11 protein-coding genes and 1 pseudogene are annotated in these 13,274 nt (G+C 65.0%); 2 read left to right on the top strand and 10 right to left on the bottom strand.

The features are described from left to right. Positions 1-10: 10 nt before the first annotated feature. From LC060_RS11855 to LC060_RS11845, 3 genes are read right to left on the bottom strand one after another with little or no spacing between them, the layout of a single operon-like run. Complete coding sequence (locus LC060_RS11855; protein ID WP_226635805.1) at positions 11-1,129, bottom strand: NADH:flavin oxidoreductase/NADH oxidase; 1,119 nt, start codon at positions 1,127-1,129, stop codon at positions 11-13. Positions 1,130-1,154: 25 nt separating this feature from the next. Then, a complete protein-coding gene (locus LC060_RS11850; protein ID WP_226635803.1) occupies positions 1,155-2,135 on the bottom strand; it encodes a zinc-binding dehydrogenase in 981 nt (326 codons plus the stop codon). Next, a complete protein-coding gene (locus tag LC060_RS11845) occupies positions 2,128-2,625 on the bottom strand; it encodes a lactoylglutathione lyase family protein (protein WP_226635801.1) in 498 nt (165 codons plus the stop codon). The genes LC060_RS11850 and LC060_RS11845 overlap by 8 nt, the downstream gene beginning before the upstream one ends. A gap of 90 nt (positions 2,626-2,715) precedes the next feature. On the opposite strand from LC060_RS11845, the gene LC060_RS11840 reads away from it, so the two are divergent. Next, positions 2,716-3,600 (top strand): LysR family transcriptional regulator, encoded by an 885-nt coding sequence (locus LC060_RS11840; protein WP_226635799.1) that lies wholly within the window; start codon positions 2,716-2,718, stop codon positions 3,598-3,600. 456 nt (positions 3,601-4,056) lie between these two features. Here the strand turns inward: LC060_RS11840 and LC060_RS11835 are convergent, their stop codons facing one another. The 7 genes and pseudogenes from LC060_RS11835 to LC060_RS11805 form a co-directional block, all read right to left on the bottom strand. Next, a complete protein-coding gene (locus tag LC060_RS11835) occupies positions 4,057-4,905 on the bottom strand; it encodes a tyrosine-type recombinase/integrase (RefSeq protein WP_226635797.1) in 849 nt (282 codons plus the stop codon). Next, positions 4,851-5,129: pseudogene (locus LC060_RS11830) on the bottom strand (transposase); the annotation flags it as partial. The pseudogene LC060_RS11830 and the gene LC060_RS11835, both read right to left, overlap by 55 nt. Further along, complete coding sequence (locus LC060_RS11825) at positions 5,120-5,305, bottom strand: hypothetical protein (protein WP_413465122.1); 186 nt, start codon at positions 5,303-5,305, stop codon at positions 5,120-5,122. The pseudogene LC060_RS11830 and the gene LC060_RS11825, both read right to left, overlap by 10 nt. A gap of 415 nt (positions 5,306-5,720) precedes the next feature. After that, positions 5,721-9,143 carry an SbcC/MukB-like Walker B domain-containing protein gene (locus tag LC060_RS21060; protein WP_226635794.1) on the bottom strand — a complete coding sequence of 1,141 codons (3,423 nt, stop codon included), beginning with the start codon at positions 9,141-9,143 and terminating at the stop codon, positions 5,721-5,723. After that, positions 9,140-9,925 carry a DUF4194 domain-containing protein gene (locus tag LC060_RS11815; RefSeq protein WP_226635792.1) on the bottom strand — a complete coding sequence of 262 codons (786 nt, stop codon included), beginning with the start codon at positions 9,923-9,925 and terminating at the stop codon, positions 9,140-9,142. The genes LC060_RS21060 and LC060_RS11815 overlap by 4 nt, the downstream gene beginning before the upstream one ends. Beyond that, positions 9,922-11,379 (bottom strand): Wadjet anti-phage system protein JetA family protein, encoded by a 1,458-nt coding sequence (locus LC060_RS11810; RefSeq protein ID WP_226635790.1) that lies wholly within the window; start codon positions 11,377-11,379, stop codon positions 9,922-9,924. Before LC060_RS11810 ends, LC060_RS11815 begins: the two co-directional genes overlap by 4 nt. 130 nt (positions 11,380-11,509) lie before the next feature. Further along, positions 11,510-12,130, bottom strand: a complete 621-nt coding sequence (locus LC060_RS11805) for a TetR/AcrR family transcriptional regulator (protein ID WP_226635789.1) — start codon at positions 12,128-12,130, stop codon at positions 11,510-11,512. A gap of 165 nt (positions 12,131-12,295) precedes the next feature. On the opposite strand from LC060_RS11805, the gene LC060_RS11800 reads away from it, so the two are divergent. Next, positions 12,296-13,273: a sugar phosphate isomerase/epimerase family protein gene (locus tag LC060_RS11800; RefSeq protein WP_226635788.1), complete on the top strand. Its 978-nt coding sequence runs from the start codon at positions 12,296-12,298 to the stop codon at positions 13,271-13,273. Position 13,274: the final 1 nt, after the last annotated feature.

Raw genomic sequence — 13,274 nt, 5'->3', positions numbered from 1 at the left:
CTGCCTGGCCTCAGTCAATCACCGGACCATTCTGGGGGCCCGGATAACGGCGCAGCCAATAGGCGTATTGGTTGGGCAACACGCTGCCCGCAGCGGGCAGTCCTAGCTCGCGGGCCACGCGGAACGGATAATGCGGATTGGCGAGGTGCGCGCGCGCGGCGAAGACGACGTCCATCTGCTGTTCGTCAATGGCCCTCTCGGCGTCCTGCGGAATGTCCATGCCCCAGGCCGTGCCGACGGCAAGCCCGGTCTCATCGCGCACGCGCTTGGCGATCGGTGCCATGAAGGCCGGGGCCCAGGGCACGTTGGCTTCAATCGTCGAGAAGCCCATGCTGACGCTCAGGAAGTCGAGCCCTTCGTTCTTGAAGGTCTTCACGAGGCCAATCGCCTCCGCAAGCGTCTCTTCGTCGCGTCCATCGAACTCGATGACGCCGAAACGGGCCGTGAGCGGCAGATTCTCGGGCCAGACTTCGCGCACGGCCTGCAAGGTCTCGATCAGGAAGCGGCTGCGCGCCGTGACGTCACCGCCATAGGCGTCGGTGCGCGTGTTGGCGTGGACCGAGAAGAAGCTTTGCGCCAGGTAGCCATGCGCAAAGTGCAGTTCGAGCCACTTCAAACCAGCGTCGCGCGCGCGGATCGCGGCCGCGACGAAATCCCGCTTTACGCGCGCGATATCGTCCAGCGTCATTTCGGTCGGCACCTTGGGTAGACCGCCGCCGAAGGCCAGGGCCGAAGGCGAGATCGTCTGCCAGCCACCGGGCTGGTCGTTGGGGATGTGGTCGTCGCCTTCCCAGGGCTTGTTGGCACTGGCCTTGCGTCCGGCATGGCCGATCTGGATGCCGGGCACGGCTCCGCCCGCGGCAATGGCATGGGCGATACGGGCCATGCCCTCTACCTGGCCATCTTCCCACAGGCCCGTGCAGCCCGGTGTGATGCGCCCTTCGGGCGAGACGGCGGTCGCCTCGACGATGAAGAGACCCGCGCCGCCGCGCGCGATGTCGGCGTAGTGGGGAAGGTGCCACTCGCTGACGTAGCCGTCGCGCGCGCTGTACTGGCACATCGGCGGCACGCCGATGCGGTTGCGAAGGGTGACGTCCTTGAGCGTGAAGGGGGTGAAAAGTGCGGGCATCGTATCCTCTTTCGTAGAACTTGGTTCAGTCGAGCATGATGACGGGTTTGCCGCTGAAATCGCGGCTGCGCAGCGCTTCGAGCATGCGTGGCAGGTCCTCGAAGGGCCCGGTGACAAGGGACTCGGGCGCAAGGGTTTTCGCTGCGACCTGTGCGAGCAGGTCTTCGCCCGTCGAGGTCTGGATCGACCAGTCGGCGGTATCGCCATGCTGGTGAAGGGCGCCGAGCGCGACTTCGTGTAGCGAGAGCGCGCGGCCAAACGCCGGACTGGGCCAGTCCGATACCCGGCCCTGGATGCACACGAGATGGCCGTTGGCCTTCAGACCAGGATGAAGCCGCGCGGCATGTTCTGGGCCGACTGCATCGATAACCGCCGTGAAGCGCGGCGGTCCGATTTCAGCTTCCTGCGCGAGTGGCCCGGCGATCCAGTCCACGGCACCAAGCCCGGCCAGTCGCTCGCGGTGGCGGATGTTGCACATGACGCTGACGCGCCAATCCAGTTGCCCAGCAAGTTGGACGAGGTAATTGCCCACTGCGCCGCCTGCTCCGCTGACCAGCATCCGCTGGTTGCCGCCCGGAGGCAGCTTCGCGAGCGCGCGCCAGGCGGTCAGCGCCGGGCAGGGCATGCTGGCGGCAAGGGCTAGGTCAAGAGCGTCGGGGACACGCATGAGCGCGTGCGCCCCGACGGGGGTGTACTGCGCGAAGCTACCGTGCGACTGCAGGCTCTGGTGGTAGGCCACGCGGCTTCCCAGCCAGGCCGGATCGACATTCGGTCCGATCTTCACCACCGTCCCTGCGCCGTCGACACCGGGCACATGACCAGGTTGCCATCCGGGGCCGCCGAGGACCTTCCAGTCCACCGGATTGAGGCCGATCGCCGCGTTGCGCACGATGACCTCGCCCGGGCCGGGCCGTGGCATGGGCCGTGTCGCCTGGACCAGGGCGAGCGGGGCCTCGCCAGCCACCCAGGTCCAGGCGCAGTAGGTTTCGGGCAGAGCCTCAGGCATAGGCTCCGGCCGAATAGGTCAGCTCGTAGCTGTGGCTGTAGACCTCGAGGATGTTGCCGAAGGGATCCTCGCAATAGACCATGCGGTAGGGCTTCTCGCCGGGGAAATATTCGCGCACGGGCATGCGCTGCTTGCCGCCGGCGGCCACGATCTTGGCGACCATGCCCTCGACGTCGGGGTCCTGGATGCAGAAGTGGAACACGCTCGTCTTCCAGTACTCGAAATTGTTTTCCGGCCGCTCTGCATTGCGAAACTGGAAGATCTCGACGCCCACGCGGTCGCCGGTCGAAAGGTGGGCAATGCGGAAGGAGCCCCAGCCAGCGCCGAACACGTCGGTGCACATGACACCGATGGCGCTCTCGTCTTCCTCGATCGTGGTGGGCGGCATGATAAGGTACCAGCCCATGACTTCAGTGTAGAACTTCACGGCTTCGTCGAGGTCGGTGACCGACAGGCCGATATGCGAGAAGCTGCGGGGGTAGGGGGCCATTGGTGTTCTCCTGATCTGTTGCCAGGATTGTGGGGGGCGCTTATCATAATGAGAAGTGTCATAAGCTTATCATTGTGATAAGAATTTATTATGATGAACCCGCAATGGATCACCAGCTTCGTCCGCGTCGTGGAGACCGGAAGCTTCACCCGGGCCGCCGATGCCCTGAACCTGACGCAAGCCGCCGTCAGCCAGCACATGGCGCGCCTCGAAGCGCAGGCGGGCCAGCTCGTGATACGTCGCCCTCGCGCTCTCGAACTGACGCCGGCCGGACATGCGATGCTCGCCTATGCGCGTGAGGTCGAGCAAGCGGACTTGCGCCTGCGATCGCGACTGTCAGACGGCGAGCGCATGGAAGGGGAGATCAGCCTGATTACGCCCGGCAGTGTCGGCCTGATGCTCCATCCCCTGCTTCTCGACATCCAGGAACGGGAACCGGCGTTGAGCATCCGCCATCGCTTCGCTCCCGATGCCGAGATCGTCCAGTCGGTGCTGGATGCCCGGTTCGAGGTTGGATTGTCGACGACGCGACCCGACGATGCGCGGCTGAGCCTTACGCCTTTCCTGCACGAACCCCTGGAACTGATCGTGCCCGCGGCCAGCGAGGTGAACGCCTGGGGCGATCTCGAGCGCCTGGGCTTCATCGACCACCCCGATGGAATGGCCATGGCCAAGCGGCTTTTGTCGCTACGTTTTCCCGGTAATCCCGGTCTCTCTCACCTGCCTATCCGAGGCTTCACGAACCAGATTGCCCTCATTCTGGAACCGGTCGCCCGTGGGCTAGGTTTCACAGTCCTGCCGCGTTACGCCCGGCAGGCGTTTCGCAATCCCGAGCAGATTCGGGTGGCGGGAAAAGGTCCGCCCGTGGTCGATACCCTGTGGCTTCTCCATCGCAGTGAATGGCCCCTGACCGTCCGCATGCGCAAGGTTCTCTCGAACCTGCGCGATTCCCTTCAGGAACCTATGGCCCAATAAACTTTGTGATCGCTTTCGGGGCCATAGCTAGCGAATAGCGGACGACCGTACTCTGGCATCGAGAGTTGGCACCTGAGCGGCAACAAAGGGTCGGTTGAAGATCGTTGCTATGTTGCCGGCTTTCGGGTCAGGGTAAGCGCCTGACGTCGTTATCCTGGAACGGTGTGAAGGCGAAGTTCAAGTCCGCGAGATGGAGCTAAACATCGGTGACATCCGACCCCAAATTTCGCGGCTCAATTCATCGCTTGTGTAGGTCAATTCGTCGAAAATGGCTAATTTGGGGGTATGATTGGGGGTGGCGTGCAGGGCGGATCCTCGCCGTTTTTGAATAAATTCAGGAGGATGAGCGAACTGGGCCAATCCCTCCTCCGCTACCACCTATAAACCCCGGATTTTCCGGGGTTTTTTATTGCATTCTTCCGTAGTTGATCTGGACGCGTAAGGCGCGTTTGGGGGTTATTTGGGAGAATTGCTCTCTTCGAGCTTGCGAATTGCTGCCTGTCCGAGGGCCCGATCGCGGCTCATGTAGTGGGCATCGAGGATGCTCCCGACCTCCTTCAACTTGTAGCCGGTGATGGTCGCGATCTCAGGCACGGTCGCACCGGCGATCGCGAGGCGCGTAACGGCTGTGCCGCGAAGGTCGTGAAAGGTGACGCCTTTGACGCCTGCCTTGATGCAAGCCTTTCGCCAGGAGGCGCGGAAGCCGCCTTCGGTCCAGGCAGTTCCTCTCTCGGTTGCGAGGATTGTCTCAGGAACTGGCACGTTGTCAGAGCGGTAGCGATCAAGCGTCTTCTGGAGAGCCGCTTTGAGTGGAGCGCCGACAGGGACTTCAATCGCCATCTTGGTCTTGTTCTGGCGTAGGCGAATCGTCTCGCCGTTATAAGCTGACCAAGGGAGCTGAAGGAGGTCGCCTTGGCGCTGTCCCGTCCAGAGGGCCAGAGTTAGGGCAAGCGAGAGGTGGGGAGATGCTGCGGCGTGGAATGCCGCTTCGTCAGCCTTGCTCCAGATATTTTCGGATCGAGAGGCTCGGTAAAGCCGACCTGGCCTTTCGCACGGATTGAGGGGGACAAGCCCACGATTATAGGCCCAGGATAGGGTCCGTGCGAGGACAGCGAAGGCATAATCAGCCTGGCGTCGGGATTTCACCGCAAGGCGCTCTCGCCAGGTCAGAAATTCGCCGCGCGTCCGCTGATGGCTTTGTTGCATAAATCGATCACGCGACACGCTGAGTTTGGGGCCTTCCGAGTACGGTGAATCGGTTGAGGATGGCGGCGCTTGGAAGGACCATGCTTGCGTCTGCACCATTCCCCGTCGCTAACTGCCTTGATGCCCGTGCTGTCGATCAGCAGGTGCAACGGCCTGGAATGGGGCTGGCAGGGGATCTCGACAAGCAAGGTCCTCTGCCTTCGGCTCAGGGTGCTGAAATCTGGCACTGGCCAATCAAGCCCTGCCATCTCGAGAAGACTTGCGACCATGCCGGTGGTCTGCCGCAAAGGCAGCTTGAGCACACCTTTCAATGTCAGGGCGGATGGTGAAACCGTCGACGCGGGTGTCGCGCCCATAGGGGGTGGCGAGGACGCTTCACCGTGTCGCTGATGTTGATCGCACCCTGTTCGACGTAGCGCTCCGAATGAATGACCGTCAGCGGCTGGGGAACCTCGACCAGAGGGGGCTTGGTCTTCGTACCGGCAACGCCCGCTGTCACGATGATGCTGCCTTCGCCCGCAAGGGGTGTCCGGGGCGGCGTCCTCGGGCATGGCAAGCGTCGGCTGGAGAACGGCGAATTGCGCAGCGCCGCACATGGTGAGCGACCGGACAAGTTTCATGCCAGGCTCTTTTGCAAATTGATCTCAATGAGTGGGCGCACTTAGGGTATTGAGAATCAGTTGCAATGACAAAGAACTGCGGGGCCAGTGCTACATGTGAATGGGGCCGGGGAGGGCACGCAAGTCTGGGGGCGCATTCGCGCCATGGCGCGCGCAGGGTCTGAAATGCCTACGTTTCAAGACCCTGCCGAAGTGTTCGGGCGTTGCAGCACTTTTTGTGTCGGGTAGGATGATCGCGCAGTGAGCGCGCGCCTTGGAGCGCCGGACGCAAAACCGTCCGGCGGCCCGAGGTGCTCAGGATTGCGCGAGGGCATCGTCCTTCGCGAAACGCTCCTTGAACAGGTCGAAGGGCTCGTTCGCGGGATTTGCCTCTCGGAATTTGCGGCGGCCTTCGTCCTTCAGGTAGTCCGCGTAGAGCATGGTGGTCGTCCCCACGCGGCGGATCGAGAGCACGGTGTCCATCTGCTCCATGAACACGCCCAGCTTCTCGATCGGGGCGCAGGCCAGGACCTGCAGATTGAACTCGCGCAGCAGCGCCAGGCAGCTGTTGACGTTGCCGCCGTCGAGCGCGTTGAAGGCCTCGTCGAAGAAGATGATGCCAAAGCCCAGACGCTCGCGGTTGTCTTCCGCGCCGTGGCACACATTGGCCATCGCGCAGGCCATGGCGATGTAGAAGGGCACCTGCTTTTCGCCGCCCGAGCCGCTGCCCTGACGCTTGGCGTAGTCCGAGGTGACCCGCTCACCGTCGAGCGTGGTAGTGAGCAGCTCGAACTGCAGGTAGTTGCGGTAGTCGCTGATCTGCTCGACGTTCTCGCCCTCGTCGATCATGCGCTTGATGCGCTCGACGCCCTTCATCAGGCTTGGCTCGATCTCGTTCGCGCCCTCGTCGAAGAGGGTGCTGACATCGATGCTGTTGAGCTGGACGAGGCGCGCGATCTCGACGATTTCGGCGAAGAAGCGGTCGGGCTTCACCTCGAAACGGTAGAGCTCGCCGTGGAACGGGCGCATCTGCAGGCTGCGGTTGATGTTGCGGATCTGCCGCTTGGCGCCTTCGAGGCGGTCGTGCAGCTTCACCAGCATGTCGGTCTTGAGCGAGGTCTCGATCGACGCGCGCGCCTCCTCGGCCTGCTCGCGGTATTCGCCCAGCGTGTTGGTGATGATCGCGCCGAGCTGCTTTTCGAGCCAGGCGAGCTGGACCTCGTGGGGGGCCTCCTTGTCGAACTGTTCGACGATGCCCGCATCGTGGGCGTAGGCATAGGCCTTCTGCGGGGCCTGGCCGAGGAGCTGGGTGACGCGGGCGCGGGCACGCGCGGCCTGTTCCTGTGCGGCGTTGCGCACGGCGGGCACGACCTTGCGGTGTTCCTCCATGAGGTAGGCGAAATCGCGTAAGGCATCCTCGCGGGCGAGTTCGGCCAGCGTGTCTCGCTCGGCGAAGGAGGCTTCGGCCTTGGCGAATTCCTCCTGCGCAACGGCCAGTTTTTCGCTGGCGCTGCCGACGTGGTGGCCGGTCACGCGCTGTGTGCGTTCGTCTTCCTCCAGTTCCTCTTCGTAGGCGGCAAGGTCGACCTTGAGCGCTTCCAGGCGCTCGCGGATCTCGACCGGACGTTCACCTTCAAGGGTGCGGATGTTGTCCTGGATCTGGGCGACGCCTTCCCCGGCATCCTGGCGCGCGCGTTCGAGGTCGGCCAGGCTTCGCCCGGCGGCAATCTCGAGGAAGCGTTGAATGTCGGCGATCAAGTCCTTGAGACGGTTGGCCTGCGTGCTGGTCTGTTCCAGCGTGCGTTCCTGCTCGGCAACGCGCTCCTCCAGCATCGGCAGGTTCTTGCGGCTGGCTTCCTTGCCGAGGCGATGGACCTGCGCAGGCCGGCGGTTCTCGATCGAGCCGCCCGAGGAGTAGAGGCAGTCCTCGGTGACGGCGCGGTCGTACTGGAGAAGTTCGCGTTCGGTTTCGACGCGGCGCACGGTGTTGAGGCGGCGGTTGACGAAGGCGCGGGCGTGGATGTCATCGGTGGCGATGATCGCGGCCAGGCTCGTCGCGTCGGGCTCCTTCCAGTCGCCACGCGTCTTGGTGGTGTTGACGATCTGGGTGCCGGGGAAGTCGCGGCGGCGCTTGCGCAGCAGCCCGATGGCCTGTTGCGCGTCGGCCGGATCGACGACCAGCGCGTCGCGTGCGGCGCCCAGCAAGGTCTCGGCGGCCTCGACCCAGCGCTCGTCGATGACTTCGACAAGTTCGCAGATCGGGCGGGCGGTGATGCCGTTTTCGTCGAGGTAGTCGATGAGGCGCGCGGTCGGCCCTTCGATCAGCGCGCCGCCGCGTTCCAGGCCCTGGAGCTGCTCACGGTTCTCGCGCAGCTGCTGGCGCAGACTGGCCAGGCTGGCGAGGTGCGCCTCGCGCGCGTCCTGCGCGCTCGTCACGTAGCGTTCGAGCGGGGGCAGGAGCTGGGCGACGATCTGGTCGATGTCGCGTGCGGAAAGCGCCGCGCCATCGGCGATGCGGGCTTTCAGGGCCTCGAGGGCTTCGCTGGCGTGGCGGTATTCCTCGCCCGCATAGGTGCGCACGATCCGGTCGGCGAGCCCGGCGACCGCGCCGATAGCGGCGAAGTAGGCCTTGTACTGGCCGTCCGCTTCGGTGAAGGCGCGCTCGGCGATCGGCAGGTTCAGATCCCGGAATTCGCGGATCGCCTGCTCGCGCGTGTCGTTGTCGAGCGCGCGCGAGATGTCGCGGATTTCCTCGCGCAGGCGGCCCACCGTCTCGCGGGTGCGCACGACGCGGCGGTCGACGAGGTCCTGCTCGGCCAGCTTGGCCTCGTGCTGGCCGGTGACGACGCGCAGGTGCTCTTCCAGCCGGTCGCGCTCGGCCTTGCTGGCGATCCAGCGCATCCGGGTTTCCTCGGAGACCTTCTCGTCCAGCTCGCGATAGGCCGCGATGGCCTCGGTGACCTGTTTCTTCTGGATTTCGAGGTCGTCGATCTTCTTGAGGAGGCCGCGCCAGGTCGCGACCGACTTGCGCAGGCCATCGACGTCGAGCCCGGCGGGATCGAGCAGGAACTCGCGCACGAATTCGGTCGCGGACTTCATCTCGCGGATGCGCAGGCCGTTGCGCAGGGCCTTGAGGAATTTTTCCGGGTCGGCGTGGTGGCCCTTGCCGCCAAGCACCGAGAGCACGCGGCGGGTGAAGTGGGTCGGGCGGTGGCCGAAGTTCTCGAAGCCCTTGTGCGTACGCAGGCGGGTGACGAGATCGGCATAGGGCAGCACGTAGGACGCGCCGTCCTCGCTCTCCTCGATGAAGTCGGCGTCGCGCAGCGACTGGCCCGGCGCGATGAAGGCGCCCAGCACGGTTTCGGTCTGCTCACCCTCGACCGCGCTCATCGCGATGCCGACCGTCCAGCAGTAGCCGTCGCTCTCGCGCTCGAAGACGAGGCTGACGTAGCTGAGGCAATTGGTGCGCAGCGTTTCACCGGCGACCCGGCCCAGGCAGTAGTCGAAGACCGAGCGGTTCTCGCCCACCTTGCGGGTCTGCCCGGCGGTGACGTTGGCGCTGGCGTTGAGCTGGAAGTAGTTGCGGTTGTTACCGGTGAGGACGACCTGGATCGCATCGAGGATCGAGGATTTGCCCGCGCCGTTGGGCCCGATCAGCGAGGTGCTGCCGCGCAGGTCCACCGAGAGGCGCTCGAAGGTGTACCAGTTGATGAGGTTGATGCGGCTGAGCGTGATCACGAGGTGGTCTCCTGCGAGGTGTCGTCCCCGTCTTCGGATTTGGCGTCTTCGGATGTGGTGGCGTCCGTTTCCGGCGCGGCGTCCGGCGCCTGTGCCTCGGTTTTCGTGGGCGCGGCGACGTCTTCGGCCTCGACCTCAGGTTCGGGCTCATCCTGCGCGGCCTCGGTCTCGAGGCGGGCGCGGGTGGCTTCCATCCATTCCTCGATGCGCGTCTGCCAGGCGTCGCCCGTCACGCTGCGGATTGAGGGGCGGATGGTGATCGCAATGCCGTTCTCCTGCGGGATTTCATCGCCCAGGTCGATGAAGCGGCGGCGGCGGAAACTGTCGAGGATGCGGCGCACGCGCGACCAGGGCGGACGGGTGCGCGCGACCCACTGGTCGTAGCGCTCCATGACCTCCATCGAGGTTGTCTCGACGTGGCCGAACTCTTCCTGGTTCATGGTGAGGACGCCGTTCTCGAACGTGGCGCGCAAGGCCAGCAAGAGGATCGTCTCGTCGAGCGAGAGGATCGTGCGGGTCAGGCTCTCCTGCGGGCGCAGTTCGACCATCATCTCATCCGGGCGGACCACCAGATCGCGGCCGAGAGCGTCGAAGAGCCCCGCGAAGTAGACCCGGTGGCGTACGAGGAGGTCGTAGGTTCCGGCCGCGTTGTGGTCATCGCGGAACAGGCACTGCTGGTAGAGCAGGCGATCGGCCGCGCGTACCATCATCTCCTTGGAGAGGTCGCGGTTCTGCGGGTGCTCCAGCAGCTCTTCAAGATCGTACAGCGTGGGGCCGTTCATTGCTCGTTGCTCGCAGGTTCAAGGGAAAGACGTTCGATGCGAAAGGCGGTGAAGGCGGACCAGTCGGTCTCGACCACGCGGCCCGGATCATGGACCACGCGAAACCGCCGCGAGAGGTCCTTGCTGGCGTACATGTCGAGCTGGCGCGCACCTTGGAGCAGCAGCGCTTCCTCCGGCGTTTCAATGCCGAAGGCGTCGGCGTCGAGCGCGTCGCGTTCGCCCAGATTGCGCTCGACGTAGTCGGCGATCTTCTGCGGCGTGACGGCAAGGCGCAGGAGGTAGGCCTTTTGCGAATGGTCGTAGGCGACCATTGCGGGATCGACCGTAGAGGTGCGCACGGGGCTGGGCGGGGCGACGATGCGCCGGGCGGTCGGCGCGGCAAGGCTGTCCGGGCCCCAGTGACGCACGGGATCGGTCAGCTCGGACGGAACCTCCACCGCATCGTCCCATTCGAGCGGCAGGGCCGAGGCGTCGCGCAGGAGGTGCGTGACGCGCAGCAGGCTCGAGCCGTCGATCTCGTTCATGTAGCTGACGGTGCGCGCGATGCGCTGTTCGAGGCGGCTGCGGAAGGCGTCAATGTCGTCGAGGCGTTCCTCGGCGGCATCGAAGATGCGTTTCACCTGGTCGAGATGCTGGCGCACGCGCGAGGTTGCGGTCTCCGGGTTCGTCGCCAGGCCCTGCGCCTGATACCCCTGCGCAAAGGCGGCCACGACTTCGGCGTCGTGCTCGTAGTCCGAGATCATCTGGATGATCCGGTTGCGGTGGCGGAAGGGGTTGTTGGTGGTCTTGATGACCCGGTAGTCGGCGATCAGCACGTCCTCGACGAAGTCGAAGAAGCGGGCGAGGATCTGGGTGGGCTGCGGATCGGAGACGATGCGCTGCTCATGGGCGCGCAGGTTGCCGATGATGGCGGAGAGGTGCTGCTGGAAGCGCCGCGCGCGCAGCGCGGCATCGGCGAGCGAGGAGGCCTTGTCGAAGGGGTCATCGCCCAGCCGCTCGATCACGCTTTCAAGAGCGGCGATGGTGCCGCCGAAATGGACCGCTTCGCCTTCCTCGATGGCGCTCAATGTTTCGAGCAGCATCGAGACCGAAGCGTCGAGATCGACCATCTCGACATAGCCGCGCGAGTGCTCGACCAGCCATCCGGCCTGGCGCAGCTTGACGTAGACCTTGAGCGGGTTCTGGCTGGCGTCCGCGTTTGCCGCGTCGGAGGCAAAGTCGTCGGCGATGTCGGAGAGGCGGTCGATCTGTGTCGCGATGAAGGCGACGAGGTCGTCCTTGCGCACGGGGTTCGTGTAGTGCTCGCCGAAGAAGGCCCGGTAGACCCACATGATCAGCCGCGCGTAGTCACGCCGGGCGGGGGAGGCGAGAACGGCAAAGAGGCTGGGAGGCAAATGCCCGAACAGGGCATCGCGCGTGCCTTTCTCCCGATGTTCGTTGCTCTCGGTCTGCATCGAAGTCCCATCTGGGCGCCCGCTCCGGGATGGAAAGGACGCCGGTGTGAAGGGGCAGGGGCATAAGTGGCAAGCTGCGGTGCTGCAACCGTGCGCGCCAGCTTGTGAACACCCCTGAGCAGGGGTGGGCTCAGGCGGCGAGGGCGTTTATGGCCGCGCGCAGGTCTGCGATCACGTCGCCTCGGGCCTGGAGCATGGCCTGGAGTTGGAGTCCGTCGGCCAGCGCCATGAGGTGGCGCGCGCTCTGGTCGGGATCAAGACCGGCGCGCAGTTTGCCGCAGGCCTGCCCTGCGCAGATGGCCTGGGCCAGATCGTGCTGCACTCGATCCACGCGTTGCTTGAAGAAGGCGTGGGCGGAGTGCTCCGGGTCGACCGCTTCGGCGGCGAAGGCAAGGAAGAGGTGGCCCATGCCCGGCGCGCCGACATTGCGGCTCACGGCCTCCACGAACAGGTCCAGGCTTGGCGGCGCGGCGCGGGTGCCCGTTTCACGCAAGGAGGGGATCGAGTCGCTGTCCCACAGCGCGATCACGCTTTGCAGCAGGTCCTCGCGGTTGGCGAAATAGTAGAGGATGTGGGCGGGCTCCATGCCCAATGCCTCGCCAATGTCGCGCAGGGACTGGCGGGTGTACCCCTCGCGGTTCATCAACTCCATCACGCCGCGCAGGATCGCTTCGCGCTTGGCTGCGCCCTTGGCGTAGCCACGGCGCCGGGGCGTGCGGGCATCAAAGGGGGAAGCGGCGGCGTCGGGCATGGGGGATCTCTAGCACGCCGGCCCCGATTATCGAGAGGGCGCGCGGGCTCTTTCCGCAAGGCGATAGAAAATTTAATGGCGTGAAAAATTCGTTGCCAGCGTCCCTGTCGCGCCATACCACGCTCACCAAGCGCGAAGGGTCGCGCCGCGACAAGGGGGAACACCATGCACCGTCTTCACCGCCGCCAGATGCTGGCCGCCATGGCTATCGGAGCTGCGGCGCTGGCCATTCCCGGCCGCCTGCTCGCCAAGGAGCCTGCCGACATGCGCCATTTTCTATCCGACCACGGCCTGCCGCTTGGCGTACAGCTCTACACCGTTGATGCGATGGCGCGTGAGGACATCCGGGGGACCTTGCGCAAGCTCTCCGCGATTGGTTTCCGTTCGCTGGAGTTGGCAGGGCTGCACGGCCATACCCCGCAGGACTTGCGCGCGGCGGCGGACGAGGCAGGTCTTGCCATCACCAGCATTCACCTGGGGGATGCACTGATCGGTCGAACCGAGGCCGACACCGAAAAGCTCGTCGAGGATCTCGGTGTCCTTGGCGTGCGCGACGTTGTCCTGCCCATGTTCGTCTTCCCGCGCGATGTGACGCGCGGTGAGGATGAACCCTTTATCGACTACCTCTACCGTGCCGTACACAGCCAGGGCGCCGACGTGTGGGAGCGCACCGCCGATCTCCTCAACGAGCGCGCAGCGTCGCTGGCCAGGCACGGGATCAAGCTCGCTTACCACAACCACAATGTGGAGTTCGGCCCGGTCGACGACACCGGCCGGACCGGCTGGGAAATCCTGATGGAGCGCACCGATCCCGAACTCGTCGGGCTCGAGGTCGACCTGGGCTGGGTCGCAGCGGCGGGGATTGACCCGGTGGAGTTCGTCACGCGTTACGCGGGCCGGGTGCGCCAGGCTCACGTGAAGGACATCCACGCCACGACGAAATCCAATTTCGCCTTTCGCCAGGACCCGGCCGAAGTGGGGGCGGGAAGCCTCGACTGGGGGCGTCTCCTGCCCGCAGCCTACGCGGCGGGCGTGCGCCAGTTCTATGTCGAGCAGGAGCCTCCGTTTACGGCAGACCGCTTCACCTCGCTGGCCAAGAGCGCGGCCTACCTGGGTGCAGCGCCCGCAGTTCAGCCGTCCTGAG

It is taken from the genome of Novosphingobium profundi (assembly GCF_020524485.1).
Classification (GTDB): domain Bacteria; phylum Pseudomonadota; class Alphaproteobacteria; order Sphingomonadales; family Sphingomonadaceae; genus Novosphingobium; species Novosphingobium profundi_A.
The sequence above is the reverse complement of the archived record's forward strand: the minus strand, read 5'-3'. Positions and strand labels throughout refer to the sequence as shown.